Here is a 13,442-nt window from a genome sequence, read left to right on the forward strand (position 1 = left end):
TTTGCTTGAGTCTGCTAATGTTGCCCGTAGTTATCGCGAATGCAAATACGACATTGACACAGCGTATATTAAAGCCTGTCATCCAGTATCAATGTGAGCGTGAAGTCGACCATTCAAAAATATGGAAAATAACGACATATTTAATGAATGAAGAAAACAAAAAGAAATTAAAATTAGAAACCTGTGATTGTGTATCAAATCATGCTTTAAAAGATATTCCGGCTCAGGAACTTGCCAAAGCAACAGTTAACGAAGATATCAAGCAAGAAGTCATTCGAAAAGCCATGTTGAATAGCCTAAAAGCATGTGTGATTAGCTCTAAATCTAACTCAGAAATTTAGAGCCGTACTCAATCAATCTTTAGGTTGTTTGGTCATGCTGTCTAAGACATGATCTTTATCTATAAAGTGATGCTTTAATGCCGCAGCAATATGTCCGAGTAAAAGTAAACCTGCAGCCCAAGAAATCCAAATATGAAGTGGTTTTACAATTTCAGTTACTTGAGGATTCTCACCTATTAAAGCGGGTAGATCAAATAAGAATAATACTGGTGCAGGGTAGCCGAGACTCCAACTCCATAAGCAACCCGTAATTGGTAAAGCCAGAAGCATAAAATAAAGTCCAAGATGCCCTAAATGTGCGAGTCTTTTCATGAGGGGAGACATTGTCTCTGGTAACTCGGGTGCAGGATGAGTGTAGCGCCAAAAGATACGAACCACGACCAGAAAAATAATTGTGGTTGCAATATTTTTGTGAAGCGTGATGACGTCACCTTTGAAGCTACCATCTACTTCATAACTTAAAAAATTGCCGCTATAAAAGCCGATCGCCCACGCCGTGATAAAAATAATCGCCATGACCCAATGCAAGACTTGAGCTGTACGTGTGTAATATTTGGATTTATTATTCATGATATAAACTTATGATTGAATTTCGCACATAATAATTTAAGCATAAATTATTTATAAGTATTGAAATGGGACACAGTGTTGAAAATATGCAACGGAATGCGATTTATAACTGAACATATAGTCGGGAAATACAAAAAATCTATTTCTTCATGATGTTACATTAGGCAAAATAGCTCAATTCGTAAGATCATAAGGACAATACTGTGAAAAAAATTAATCGCTTTACTCGCACCAATGACATTGGTGCTCGGAGCTTGTGCTACAGGTACAACAGGGACATCATCACCTGCAGCAAATACCACTCAACAGTTAGGTTCGGCTGCACTTAAAATTGCGATCAATGCAAAATGCACAACTGAATTGAACAATATTTCTGCTTGGAAAACTGCAACGAAATTAATGACTGCAGAGCAGAAAGAAAATATCCAAGGTGAAATTTGTGGATGTGTAAGTGAAAAAGCTCCTCAAAGCGTAACTACGGTTGATTTGGCTACAGCAGCAATTGATCCAACAGCACGTGCAACAATCGTCAGCAATATCGTGACTAAAACTATTAATGAATGTGTAGCTGAAGCTGTACGTTAATTTTAAAGATATATGAATAGGCTGATTTTGATCGGCCTATTTTTTTAAGGATAAATTAGGAAAATGATGATGATTGCTGGTGCTGATGAAGCAGGGCGCGGTCCACTGGTGGGATCGGTCGTTGCGGCTGCTGTAATTTTGGATCCTAACAATCCGATTCTTGGGTTAAATGATTCTAAAAAACTCAGTGAAAAGAAACGTGAAAAATTATTTATAGAGATCAAAGAAAAAGCACTAGCTTGGGCTATAGCTGAAGCGAGTCATCAAGAAATTGATGAACTCAATATATTGAATGCTTCGTTGTTGGCAATGCGTCGTGCCGTTGAACAATTGACTGTGCAACCACAACATGTATTGGTTGATGGTAATAAAATTCCCCAAGGATTGAGTATGAGTTGTGATGCTGTAGTTGGAGGAGATGCATTACATCCAGAAATTTCTGCTGCCAGTATCCTGGCTAAGGTGACACGTGATCATCAAATGTTAGAACTTGATGCTAAATATCCTCAGTTTGGTTTTGCAAAACATAAAGGCTACCCGACCAAAGCTCATTTTGAAGCTATTGCACAGTTTGGCGTGGTTGAAGAGCACAGGCGTAGTTTTGGTCCAGTACGCAAATCATTGGGACTTTAAACAGCTTAAACACCAAAAATTTAAAGCGGCTAAATTTAGCCGCTTTAGTCACAAAATCATTTCTAATCAACGATTGAAATCATTTTGAGTGTAATTCTCTTCTTCGTAAGAAGGTTGGTAATCTTGGTCAAGATGTTGCAAGTGCTCATGCATCGCACGTTCATGTTGAATTCGTTGATAGATTTCTTCACGATGTACAGATACTTCTTTAGGCGCATTCACACCAATTCGCACTTGGTTACCTTTTACACCAAGTACAGTGACACTGACTTGATCCCCAATCATTAATGTTTCACCAACACGACGGGTGAGAATCAGCATGTTTATCTCCTTGCTTAAACGCTAAACCTGCGATAGTTTTTTCAAAAAGTGAAAATAACAACCTCGGCACCACGAAATATTTTAATAGATAAGTGTGACGAATTTAACCATTCGCACAGGACTATTGAAATTATCCCATAAACCTCTAGACCTAATATAACAGAGCCACTATAGGAAAAACTATAGTGGCTCTGAATATTTCTTCATCAAGTATGCATTGTTTCTGCTAACTCATGACAGAAAATTAAGCACGTGCGCTAGACTCGCCATGTTCGCGGTCAAGACCAAACGCAGTGTGAAGTGAGCGAACAGCAAGCTCTAAATAATTTTCTTCAATAATAACAGAGATTTTGATTTCAGAAGTTGAAATCATCAGGATATTGATGCCTTCATCAGCAAGTGCTGTAAACATTTTGCTTGCAACACCAGCATGAGAGCGCATACCAACACCTACGATAGATACTTTTACAATATCATCACGTGTTGCAACTTCACGAGCACCGATTGCTTGAGCAGTTTCTTCAAGAATTTTTTTCGCTTTAGCAAGTTCGCCACGATTGACTGTGAATGTGAAGTCAGTTGTACCATCTTCTTCAACGTTTTGGATGATCATATCCACTTCGATATTTGCATCACCAATCGGTTTTAAAATTTTAGATGCAATACCAGGAAGATCAGGCACACCTAAGATAGTTAATTTAGCTTCGTCACGGTTAAATGCGATACCAGAGATAATTGGCTGTTCCATTTTGTCTTCCAATTCAGTAGTGATAAGTGTTCCGACGTTGTTTTTGAATTCTTCGTCAAATGCGCCATCATTTTCATTGTCGAAGCTAGAGAGTACGCGTAAAGGGACTTGATATTTACCCGCGAACTCAACAGAACGGATCTGTAAAACTTTAGAACCAAGAGAAGCCATTTCGAGCATTTCTTCAAAAGAAATACGATCAACTTTCTTCGCTTTTGGTGCAACACGTGGATCTGTTGTATATACACCATCCACATCTGTATAAATTTGACATTCATCCGCTTTGAGTGCAGCTGCTAATGCAACGCCAGAGGTATCAGAACCACCACGACCCAAAGTTGTTGTGTTGCCGTTAGCATCAAAACCTTGGAAACCTGCAACAACGATGACACGACCAGCATCTAATTGTTCAGTCATGACATCTGTATCAATTGATTCAATACGTGCTTTTGTGAATGAGCTGTCAGTTTTAATACCAACTTGGCGTCCAGTCAAAGATTTAGCTTCCACACCGATAGAATTCAGTGCCATTGCTAACATTGAAATCGTTACCTGTTCACCCGTAGAAACCATTTGGTCTAATTCTCGTGGGTCAGGGGTGTCGGTAATGGCTTTCGCTAAAGCGAGTAGGCGATTGGTTTCACCACTCATTGCTGATACAACAACCACAACCTTGTGGCCGTGATCATGCCAACGCTTTACACGACGAGCAACATTTAAAATGCGCTCAGGAGTACCCATTGAAGTACCGCCATATTTTTGAACGATTAATGCCATAGTTGTTCCATATAAACCATGACCTTGAAGAGTTGTTCAAGGTCAGTTACACAAAAGGTGAAGTTTTATTTTGCAGCTAGCCAAGCAGTTAATTCTGCCATGACGGAAGCAAACTTCTCGTTAAGTGGCGCGCCACCTTGTGCCAAATCAGGCTTACCACCACCTTTACCACCAAGCTCAGTTGCTAAGTGTTTGATGATGTCACCTGCTTTTATAGAAGCTGTGAAGTCTTTAGCTACAGATGCGATCAAGCTCACCTTGTCACCCTCTACACCTGCAAGGACAATCACAGCATTTTCTAATTTTGATTTCACGCCGTCGTGTAGATTGCGAAGTGATTTTGCATCCATACCTTGAACAGTCGTGATTAACGTTTTGCGACCTGCAATTTCCTTAACTTGGCTAAGTAGTTCACCCGCCTGTAAATGTGCAAGTTTTTGATTCAATTGATCGATTTGCTTTTGTAAGCTTGATGCTGTGTCCGCTAAGGCTTCAACTTTCTCAATCGTTTGATCTTTTTGTGCTTTCAATAAGCCATTAATCGTGTTGATGTCTCGATCAGCTTTTTGAGCCACCTCAATTGCTTTCGAACCTGTAACTGCTTCAATACGACGTACACCTGCAGCAACACCGCCTTCAGAAGTGATTTTGAACAGACCAATGTCACCTGTACGTTTTACGTGAATGCCGCCACAAAGTTCGATCGAGAAGTTTTTCTCTTCAATGATTGAACCCATAGAAAGTACGCGAACTTCTTCGCCATATTTCTCACCAAACAACATCATCGCGCCTTTAGCTTTTGCAGATTCGATGTCAAGGAGTTCGGTTGTTACAGGCGTATTGGCAATCACTTCAGCATTTACCAGACGTTCAATTTCTTGAATCTGTTCAAATGTCACGGGTTGATCATTGGCAAAGTCGAAACGTAACACGTCAGAAGCAACCAATGAACCTTTTTGTTGAACATGTGAACCCAAGATTTGACGAAGTGCAGCATGTAGAAGGTGAGTCGCAGAGTGGTTACGTGCTGTTGCTGCACGGATGTCTGCTTTAACTGTTGCTTCTACATTTTGAGTAACTTTAAAGTTACCCATGGTCACGATACCTTGGTGAACGAACGCACCACCAGATTTTTTCGTGTCTTGAACTTCGAAAATACCTGTATCGTTTTTAAAGATACCTGTATCACCGATTTGACCACCGCTTTCTGCATAGAAAGGTGTTTGGTTTAGAACGATTAAAGCTTCATCACCTTCAACGACTTCATCAACTTGTTCGCCATCTTTATAGATTGCGATGATTTGACCCTCACCAGCAGTTGCATCGTAGCCGTCAAACTGAGTTTCGCCTTCAACTTTTACAACGCTGTTGTAGTCGATTGCGAATTTACCCGCATCACGTGCACGTTGACGTTGAGCAGCCATTTCTTTTTCAAAACCAGCTTCGTCAATGGTTAAATCACGTTCACGTGCGATATCCGCTGTAAGGTCAGTTGGGAAGCCGTACGTGTCGTAAAGTTTGAAGACCACTTCGCCTGGAATTACAGAACCTTTTAAGTTCGCAAGTTCACCTTCAAGCAATTTCAAACCTTGTTCTAAGGTTTTAGCAAATTGCTCTTCTTCCTTTAAAAGTTGAGCTTCAATACGCGCTTGTTGTGCTTCAAGTTCAGGATAGGCAGCGCCCATCACCTCAATTAAAGGCTTTAACATTTTGTGGAAGAATGAACCTGTCGCACCCAATTTGTTACCGTGACGTACTGCACGACGGATGATACGACGTAGTACATAACCACGGCCTTCGTTTGAAGGGTTTACACCATCAGCAATCAAGAATGAACATGAACGTGCATGATCTGCAACTACTTTTAAAGACGCAGGGTATTCAACTGGTTTGCCTTCAGCTTGTGCTTTCGCTTCAAGTTCAGCAGTATCTAAACCAATAATTTCAGCTGCAGCTTTAAGCAAATGTTGGAATAGGTCGATTTCGTAGTTTGAGTTTACGTGTTGTAAAACAGCAGAAATACGCTCTAAGCCCATACCTGTATCAACGGAAGGTGCTGGAAGAGGGTGAAGTACGCCATCAGCAGTACGGTTAAACTGCATGAATACGTTGTTCCAAATTTCGATGAAACGGTCGCCATCTTCTTCTGGTGTACCTGGTAAACCACCCCAAATGTGATCGCCATGGTCAAAGAAGATTTCAGAGCATGGACCACAAGGACCTGTGTCACCCATTGCCCAGAAGTTATCTGAAGCGTATTGACCGCCTTTGTTGTCGCCAATACGAATAATGCGAGACTCATCTAGACCGATTTCTTTGTTCCAGATGTCGAATGCTTCATCATCAGTGTGATAAACCGTTGCATATAATTTGTCTTTAGGTAGGCCTAACCATTTTTCATTGGTTAAGAAATCCCAAGCGAATTTAATCGCGTCACGTTTAAAGTAATCTCCGAAAGAGAAGTTACCTAACATTTCAAAAAACGTATGGTGACGAGCTGTGTAGCCCACGTTATCTAAGTCGTTATGTTTACCGCCAGCACGAACACATTTTTGTGATGACACTGCACGTACATAATCTCGTTTTTCTAGGCCTAAGAAGCAATCTTTGAACTGGTTCATACCAGCATTTGTAAAGAGCAAAGTTGGGTCATTGGCAGGAACTAGAGAACTCGACGCGACACGTGTGTGGCCTTGCGATTCAAAGTAACGCAAAAATGCTTCACGAATTTCAGCTGATGTCATAAAACGAGTACTCACAACCAAGTCACTCCATTAATTCTGTATTGGCAAATAATATGTCTGGGAAATAAAGTGCGAATTCACAATAAAATTCACCCCAGCATACCGGGCTAAAAGTTTAAAAACGCCAAATTATAACGGAATTTGCAACCTGTACCAATGATTTTAAAGTGTTTTAATGACAATTCTCTTTAATTCTGGTTTTAGGTGGAATTTTAAGCATTAACGTTGTTGAGACGATTCTTAAATGCTCAAGCTGTGTATCTCGTACGAAGATCAATCAAAAATATTGAGTAGTCATAAGACCATTATTTATTACTGTATAGTTTAGAAATACTTTAACATAGAGCTTTCAAGAACTTGTATTAAAGAGTTGAAGGTTACATATGCAACGTATCGCAATTAACGGATTTGGACGAATCGGGCGAAATGTTTTAAGAGCTTGGTTTGAAAATCCAAAGCAATTCAATTTTGAAATCGTTGCGATTAATGATGTGGCTGATGTAGAAACTTTAATTCATTTATTTAAATATGACACCACACATGGAAGATTTCATGGGGAAGTGGAGTTGAGTTATGTGGCAGAGCAAGTATTTCTCAATATTTATGCCTATCAAAAAAAATTATCTATTGAAGTTCACTGTCAAACAGAACCAGATCAACTACCATGGAAGCGTTTAAACGTTGATGTTGTTTTAGAGTGTACTGGTTTATTTAGATCTCGAGCAGAAGCGACACGCCATCTCAATGCTGGCGCTCAACGCGTGATAATTGGGGCTGCACCTTTTGATACGGTTGATGCGGCAATCGTCTACGGGGTAAATCATAAAGAGGTTAAAACTACGGATCAGATTATTTCGAGTGTTTCATGTACGACACAAGCATTGGTTCCTCTGGTCAAAATTATTGACGATGCCTTTGGCATAGAAAGTGCGTTAATGACAGAAATTCATGCTGTTACAGCGGATCAATCCGTTTTAGATCACGTTCACCGCGATTTACGTCGTGCGAGGGCGTCTGGGCAAAACATTATTCCAACGACTTCATCTGCTCTAGGTGCAATCAAACGTGTCATGCCAAAAATGGAAGGGCGAATAGACGGTTACTCAATTCGTGTTCCTACCATTAATGTGGCAGCTATTGATTTGACATTTATAGCGCAACAGCCAATTACAGACCATCAGTTAAATGAAGCGTTAATTTCAGCAGCACGAGAGCAATTTTCGGAAATTATGTCGGTAACAGATGAGCCTTTAGTATCATCTGACTTTAATCATTCTCCATTTTCACTCATTGTAGATTTAACTCAAACCATGGTGGTCGGGAAGCAAGCTAAAGTCTATGCTTGGTATGATAATGAATGGGGATATACCAATCGTTTACTGGATTTATGTCATTCATTTCCAGATCAGTCATGAAACTGAAATGCTGTGTCTTTTATAAAGGCTTATGTCTATAACATAGATCAACTGCTAGTGCGTTCAGAATTACCAATCGAAGCTTATGAATAATCTAAAATTCCGATTTAATTATTTAAAAGTCTGATGCACATGGGGGTTGATCGTGATAGACTAGGAGAAATCGGGTGTGTTCCCGATTTTTTTATGCGGATTTGTTCCGCGCTGACAGAATTTAGGTTTACAACATGCCCATTTCAGAGACATGGTTATTACCTGATGGTGTAGCTGATGTATTACCAGAGCAAGCGCAAGTTATTGAAACTTTGCGTCGTACCGCGTTAGATTTCCTCGCAGCTCGAGGTTATCAATTGGTGTACACGCCATTTATTGAATACATCGAATCTCTATCTTCTCTTTCAGAATCGAATCAAGATTTAGACTTAGCCACATTTAAAGTAATCGATCAACTTTCAGGTCGTTTACTTGGTGTGCGTGCAGATATGACGCCTCAGGTGGCGCGTATAGATGCACACGTGTATCCAGTTGAAGGTGTTGCACGCTATTGCTACGCTGGAACGGTACTTCATACCAAACCACAAGGTTTCAATACCACACGTGCGCCTTTACAGCTCGGTGCTGAGTTGTTTGGTTCAGACAGTATCGATGCTGACGTCGAAATGATCGATGTCATGTTGGAATTATTAAAAAATACAGGTGTAACTGAGGCGATCCATTTAGATATTGGACACGTTGGTCTATTCCGTAGCTTAGTCAAACATGCAGGATTGAACAAAGCTACAGAGTCGCATCTATCTGATTTATATCAGCGTAAAGCATTGCCAGAACTTGCTGAATATACGCAACAACTTAAATTCGGATCTGATTTTTATTCGCTTGGTCGTTATGCAAGTGATTTAGTCGCTTTAAAATCACATTTAAGCCAAGAAATCTTAGAAGATTCGGCATTCCAAGAAGCATTTAATGCAGTTCAAAGCACACAAGATGCGATTCAGCAACGTTGGCCAAATCTGCATATTGGTATCGATGTAGTAGAGCTTCGTTCATATCACTATCACACTGGCTTAATGTATGCAGTGTATGCACCAAATCGTGCTGCGCCATTAGCTCAAGGTGGACGTTATGATGGTATTGGTGAGCATTTTGGTCGTGCACGTCCAGCAACTGGCTTTTCATGTGACTTATACGCTTTAAGCGCTGGTCAATTTAAAGCATTGGAAGTGATCGTTGCACCTAAGGGCAATAATGCTGACCTAGTCAAAGCAATTCAAGGATTACGTGATCAAGGTAAAAGCGTTGTGCAGTTGCTTGGTCAAGATGAGTTGAATTCAGTACCTAACGCGACTCACCAGTTGGTGAATCAAGCGGGTGAGTGGAAACTCGAACAGATTTAATCACCTGATTTGAATACTAAATTTCAAATCATGTTCTTCAATTTTAACAGCATGATGCAATGAGGCTATTATGGGCAAGAATGTTGTGGTACTTGGTACCCAATGGGGCGACGAAGGTAAAGGTAAAATCGTTGACCTGCTCACAGATCAAGCGGCTGCAGTTGTTCGCTATCAAGGTGGACACAATGCAGGTCATACTCTCGTCGTAGGTGGTAAGAAAACTGTTTTACACCTCATTCCATCTGGTATTTTACGTGAAAACGTACTTTGCTTAATTGGTAACGGTGTAGTGCTTTCTCCTGAAGCGTTAATCAAAGAGATGACGATTCTTGAAGAGCAAGGTGTGCCAGTTAAAGAACGTTTACGTATTTCTCCAAACTGTCCATTAATTTTGCCAAACCATATTGCATTAGACCAAGCACGTGAGAAAAAACGTGGGAATGCCAAGATTGGTACAACAGGTCGTGGTATTGGTCCAGCGTATGAGGATAAAGTTGCACGTCGTGCGGTTCGTGTCGCTGATTTAGTGCGTGGTGGTGATCATCTTAAAGCATTGCTTGAAGAGTTACTTGAATACCATAACTTCCAATTAACACAATTCTACGGTGTAGAAGCGGTTAAGCTTGAAGACGTGCTTGCGTTATGTGATCAATGGCGTGAAGTTGTTGCTCCACTGGTTGTTGATGTTACTGGCGAATTGCATAAATATCGTAAGAATGGTGACAACATCATGTTTGAAGGTGCTCAAGGCTCACTTCTTGATGTTGACCATGGTACTTATCCATACGTAACATCTTCAAATACGACTGCTGGTGGTGTGAGTTCTGGTTCTGGTCTTGGTCCATTACACCTTGACTATGTATTGGGTATTACCAAAGCTTATACAACTCGCGTAGGTGCAGGTCCATTCCCAACTGAGTTGGTTTATGATGCTGCAAACGATGTTGGTGATGCAATTGGTAAGCACCTTGGTACTGTAGGTTCAGAATTTGGCGCATCTACTGGTCGCCAACGTCGCTGTGGTTGGTTCGATGCTGAAATCCTTCGTCGTTCAGTAGAAGTAAACTCACTTTCGGGTATTTGCTTGACTAAACTTGACGTTCTTGATGGTTTAGAAGAAATCAAAATCTGTGTAGGTTATGAAGCTGCAGATTCGGGCTGCGTAGGTTCTTCTGATGCACTTGCATTTGAAACTTTAAAACCAATTTACGAAACAATGCCTGGTTGGACTGAGTCTACTTTTGGTGCTAAATCTTTAGACCAATTGCCAGAAGCAGCAATCAACTATATTAAGCGACTTGAACAGTTAATCGAATGTCCAATCGACATCGTATCAACTGGTCCAGACCGTGATGAAACTATTATTCTTCGTCACCCGTTTGAAGCTTAATTAAAAGTTTTAAAAAAGCCCTGTGATATCACAGGGCTTTTTTTGATCTAAACAACGACCAAAGTTGTATAAAAATTAGGCTGTGCTGAATCTTAGAGATTGTTAAAATCGAATGTATAAAATAATAGAGTGTGCAGGATGCATAAAAATATTTCTGGAACAATGTTTTATTCGTTGTTATTTGCAATGGGGGGGGCACCCACGATTGCGATGATGATAATTCGATCTCAAACAGTAGCCGAAGATGTGGTTTACCAAGTCTTTATTGGGCTGTCGATTATGATCGCTTGCATATTGGTCCCTATTATTTTAATTCAGAACACCTATTTATTTTTTAAACGTAAAGATGAGAAGCTTGAAACTCATTTAAAACCGTGGAGTCAAACCTATCTCGTGCTTAATATTTTTTGTTTGGTCTTTTGGATCAGCTATCAATTTGTTTACTAAATTACATAACAAATAAAAAAGTGAAGAAAAATGAGATATTAAGCTTAGTTGAGTTTGTCTATAATTATGAACAAGTACTTTCAAGTAGATTGGAACATTATAATGAAGAACAAATTATTGCTCGGTCTTACAGCATCTGCGGTGATCTCGATTTCAGGGTGTACAACATTTGCGGATATGGCGGGTGCGGACTCAGCGACATTAAATGCAGCTGCTGCACAAAGTTACTCGCAAGCCATTGATACAGCTCGCAGCAAGGGCTTATTGGATACAAGCTCAAATACCTATAAGCGTATTACCAATGTCTACAATCGTTTGCGTCCATATGCTGATCAAATGAATCAAACGGGTCAGCCATTCCAATGGCAGGTATCTGTAATTAAATCAAGTGAATTAAATGCTTCTGTCATGCCGGGTGGTAAAGTTGTTTTTTATACAGGTATTGTGGAACGTTTAAATTTAACAGATGCTGAAATTGCGGCCATCATGGGACATGAAATGATCCATGCTTTGGAAGAGCATGCAAAAAGCAAATTGGGTGCTCAAGCTTTAACTGACTTGGCTTTAGGTGTTGGTTTAAGTGCAGCTGGGGTAGGTCAAGGTGGCGCAGCAGTTGCACAAATTGGTTCTCAACTGGGTGTAGGGTTGCCTTATTCACGTAACTTGGAGAGCCGTGCTGATCAGGGTGGATTAATGTTAATGGCTCGAGCTGGTTATAACCCACAAGCAGCGATTACATTATGGGAGAAAATGGCTAAAGCAAGTAATGGTGGCAATGCATCTTTCTTATCAACACACCCTTCAAATGCTCAACGAATTGAGGCGATGCGTAAAAACTTACCTGCAGCTCAAGCGATTTATAACCAAAGTCGCCGTTAAAAGAATAAAGCTAAAAAAGGATGCGTTAGCATCCTTTTTTTTATATTCACCACTCAGTAAATTGTTATCACAGTATGGCTTTGATTCAAATGTATTGAAATCGAATTTATTAGACACTTAAGGTGCTGGATTTGGCTGTTGTTTATGGATGATCTCAATTTCCTGAAGTATTTCTTCTGACAATGACACATTAAAAGCATCAATATTTTCTTTGAGTTGATTTAAATCGGTTGCACCAATGATTGTGCTGGTCACGAAGAACTGCTGCTTAATGAAAGCTAACGCTAATTGCGTTAATGTCAGTCCATGTTTTTCTGCTAAGAGTGCGTATTGTTCAGTTGCCCATTCACTTTCAGGATTACTATAACGCGAAAATCTAGAGTATAAGGTGACTCTGGCATTTGCAGGTCTCGCACCATGTCTAAATTTTCCTGTTAAATAGCCAAAAGCGAGTGGTGAATAGGCCAGTAAACCGATGCCTTCAAATTTAGCAATCTCCGACATGCCGATTTCATAGGTACGATTTAATAAGTTATAGGGGTTTTGTACAGAAACAAATTTAGACAGCCCTAACTTTTCTGCTAAATGTAAAAATTTCATGGTTCCCCATGGTGTCTCATTGGAGAGTCCGATATAACGAATTCTGCCTTTATTAATTTCCGCTTGAAGGGCAGATAAGGTTTCCTCGAGTGGTGTGATATCTAGTGTACTGTGAGCATGGTGATTGGTATAACCCAATTGACCAAACATATTGGTTGGGCGTTGAGGCCAATGCAGCTGATAAAGATCAATATAGTCAGTTTTTAAGCGTCTAAGATTTGAGTCTAAGGCTGAGCTGATGTCGCTGGCAGTATAGCGAGTTGTGCCGCCTCTAATATTGCTACCACCTTGGCCTGGACCTGCAATTTTTGAAGCAAGAAAAAGTTGATCACGTTGGCCGCGCTGCTGAATCCAATTGCCGATAATTTCTTCCGTCGCTCCTTGAGTTTCGACTTTAGGTGGTACTGGGTACATCTCTGCAGTATCCCAAAAATTTAACCCCCGCTCGAGTGCATATTCCAGTTGTTGGAAAGCCTCGGACTGGCTATTTTGCTCACCAAAGGTCATTGTTCCTAAACAAATTTCGGGAACGTGTATATCTGTTTGCCCAAGTCGATTAAATTTCATGCTAAACATCCTTGCTGTATTTTTTAAGCTG

At 40.3% G+C, this 13,442-nt stretch carries 13 protein-coding genes; 8 read left to right on the forward strand and 5 right to left on the reverse strand.

Annotation, left to right across the window (positions count from 1 at the left end; all coding sequences use genetic code 11):
* Positions 1 to 17 precede the first annotated feature (17 nt).
* Positions 18 to 341, forward strand: a complete 324-nt coding sequence (locus tag CL42_RS05280) for a hypothetical protein (RefSeq protein ID WP_228133230.1) — start codon at positions 18 to 20, stop codon at positions 339 to 341.
* Between the two features lie 12 nt (positions 342 to 353).
* Here CL42_RS05280 and CL42_RS05285 read toward each other — a convergent pair whose 3' ends face one another.
* Positions 354 to 911: a cytochrome b gene (locus tag CL42_RS05285; protein WP_035265864.1), complete on the reverse strand. Its 558-nt coding sequence runs from the start codon at positions 909 to 911 to the stop codon at positions 354 to 356.
* A gap of 234 nt (positions 912 to 1,145) precedes the next feature.
* On the opposite strand from CL42_RS05285, the gene CL42_RS05290 reads away from it, so the two are divergent.
* Together CL42_RS05290 and rnhB are read left to right on the forward strand one after the other, a co-directional pair.
* Positions 1,146 to 1,496, forward strand: coding sequence for a hypothetical protein (locus tag CL42_RS05290; protein ID WP_035265866.1), 351 nt, complete (start codon positions 1,146 to 1,148; stop codon positions 1,494 to 1,496).
* A 66-nt stretch (positions 1,497 to 1,562) separates the two neighbouring features.
* The gene (gene rnhB, locus CL42_RS05295; protein ID WP_035265924.1) at positions 1,563 to 2,129 is read left to right on the forward strand and encodes a ribonuclease HII; all 567 of its coding nucleotides are present in this window, start codon (positions 1,563 to 1,565) and stop codon (positions 2,127 to 2,129) included.
* Between the two features lie 66 nt (positions 2,130 to 2,195).
* Here the strand turns inward: rnhB and csrA are convergent, their stop codons facing one another.
* The 3 genes from csrA to alaS form a co-directional block, all read right to left on the reverse strand.
* The gene (csrA, locus tag CL42_RS05300; RefSeq protein WP_035265869.1) at positions 2,196 to 2,450 is read right to left on the reverse strand and encodes a carbon storage regulator CsrA; all 255 of its coding nucleotides are present in this window, start codon (positions 2,448 to 2,450) and stop codon (positions 2,196 to 2,198) included.
* A 244-nt stretch (positions 2,451 to 2,694) separates the two neighbouring features.
* On the reverse strand, positions 2,695 to 3,975 hold the full coding sequence (locus tag CL42_RS05305) for an aspartate kinase (RefSeq protein ID WP_035265871.1): 1,281 nt from the start codon (positions 3,973 to 3,975) through the stop codon (positions 2,695 to 2,697).
* Between the two features lie 65 nt (positions 3,976 to 4,040).
* Positions 4,041 to 6,734 (reverse strand): alanine--tRNA ligase, encoded by a 2,694-nt coding sequence (gene alaS, locus CL42_RS05310; protein ID WP_171076753.1) that lies wholly within the window; start codon positions 6,732 to 6,734, stop codon positions 4,041 to 4,043.
* A gap of 368 nt (positions 6,735 to 7,102) precedes the next feature.
* Between alaS and gap the strand changes: the two genes are divergently transcribed.
* The 5 genes from gap to CL42_RS05335 all read left to right on the forward strand — a co-directional run bounded on the left by gap (position 7,103) and on the right by CL42_RS05335 (position 12,244).
* On the forward strand, positions 7,103 to 8,134 hold the full coding sequence (gene gap, locus CL42_RS05315; protein ID WP_035265873.1) for a type I glyceraldehyde-3-phosphate dehydrogenase: 1,032 nt from the start codon (positions 7,103 to 7,105) through the stop codon (positions 8,132 to 8,134).
* Between the two features lie 227 nt (positions 8,135 to 8,361).
* Entirely contained in the window at positions 8,362 to 9,528 is a 1,167-nt protein-coding gene (locus tag CL42_RS05320; RefSeq protein WP_035265874.1) for an ATP phosphoribosyltransferase regulatory subunit, read from the forward strand.
* Positions 9,529 to 9,598: 70 nt separating this feature from the next.
* Positions 9,599 to 10,918, forward strand: a complete 1,320-nt coding sequence (locus CL42_RS05325) for an adenylosuccinate synthase (protein ID WP_035265875.1) — start codon at positions 9,599 to 9,601, stop codon at positions 10,916 to 10,918.
* A gap of 138 nt (positions 10,919 to 11,056) precedes the next feature.
* Positions 11,057 to 11,365: a hypothetical protein gene (locus tag CL42_RS05330; protein ID WP_035265876.1), complete on the forward strand. Its 309-nt coding sequence runs from the start codon at positions 11,057 to 11,059 to the stop codon at positions 11,363 to 11,365.
* 102 nt (positions 11,366 to 11,467) lie between these two features.
* Positions 11,468 to 12,244, forward strand: a complete 777-nt coding sequence (locus tag CL42_RS05335) for a M48 family metallopeptidase (RefSeq protein ID WP_035265878.1) — start codon at positions 11,468 to 11,470, stop codon at positions 12,242 to 12,244.
* Positions 12,245 to 12,361: 117 nt separating this feature from the next.
* Here CL42_RS05335 and CL42_RS05340 read toward each other — a convergent pair whose 3' ends face one another.
* Complete coding sequence (locus tag CL42_RS05340) at positions 12,362 to 13,411, reverse strand: NADP(H)-dependent aldo-keto reductase (protein ID WP_035265879.1); 1,050 nt, start codon at positions 13,409 to 13,411, stop codon at positions 12,362 to 12,364.
* Positions 13,412 to 13,442 lie beyond the last annotated feature (31 nt).

Source organism: Acinetobacter sp. Ver3, assembly GCF_000632455.1.
GTDB lineage: Bacteria > Pseudomonadota > Gammaproteobacteria > Pseudomonadales > Moraxellaceae > Acinetobacter.

Bases quoted from the DNA above. Each gene is read 5' to 3' on its own strand.
- CL42_RS05340 (WP_035265879.1), bottom strand. From the start codon at position 13,411: ATGAAATTTAATCGACTTGGGCAAACAGATATACACGTTCCCGAAATT.
- csrA (WP_035265869.1), bottom strand. From the start codon at position 2,450: ATGCTGATTCTCACCCGTCGTGTTGGTGAAACATTAATGATTGGGGAT.
- CL42_RS05335 (WP_035265878.1), top strand. From the start codon at position 11,468: ATGAAGAACAAATTATTGCTCGGTCTTACAGCATCTGCGGTGATCTCG.
- CL42_RS05290 (WP_035265866.1), top strand. From the start codon at position 1,146: ATGACATTGGTGCTCGGAGCTTGTGCTACAGGTACAACAGGGACATCA.
- CL42_RS05280 (WP_228133230.1), top strand. From the start codon at position 18: ATGTTGCCCGTAGTTATCGCGAATGCAAATACGACATTGACACAGCGT.
- gap (WP_035265873.1), top strand. From the start codon at position 7,103: ATGCAACGTATCGCAATTAACGGATTTGGACGAATCGGGCGAAATGTT.
- CL42_RS05330 (WP_035265876.1), top strand. From the start codon at position 11,057: ATGCATAAAAATATTTCTGGAACAATGTTTTATTCGTTGTTATTTGCA.
- rnhB (WP_035265924.1), top strand. From the start codon at position 1,563: ATGATGATTGCTGGTGCTGATGAAGCAGGGCGCGGTCCACTGGTGGGA.
- CL42_RS05325 (WP_035265875.1), top strand. From the start codon at position 9,599: ATGGGCAAGAATGTTGTGGTACTTGGTACCCAATGGGGCGACGAAGGT.
- CL42_RS05305 (WP_035265871.1), bottom strand. From the start codon at position 3,975: ATGGCATTAATCGTTCAAAAATATGGCGGTACTTCAATGGGTACTCCT.
- CL42_RS05285 (WP_035265864.1), bottom strand. From the start codon at position 911: ATGAATAATAAATCCAAATATTACACACGTACAGCTCAAGTCTTGCAT.
- CL42_RS05320 (WP_035265874.1), top strand. From the start codon at position 8,362: ATGCCCATTTCAGAGACATGGTTATTACCTGATGGTGTAGCTGATGTA.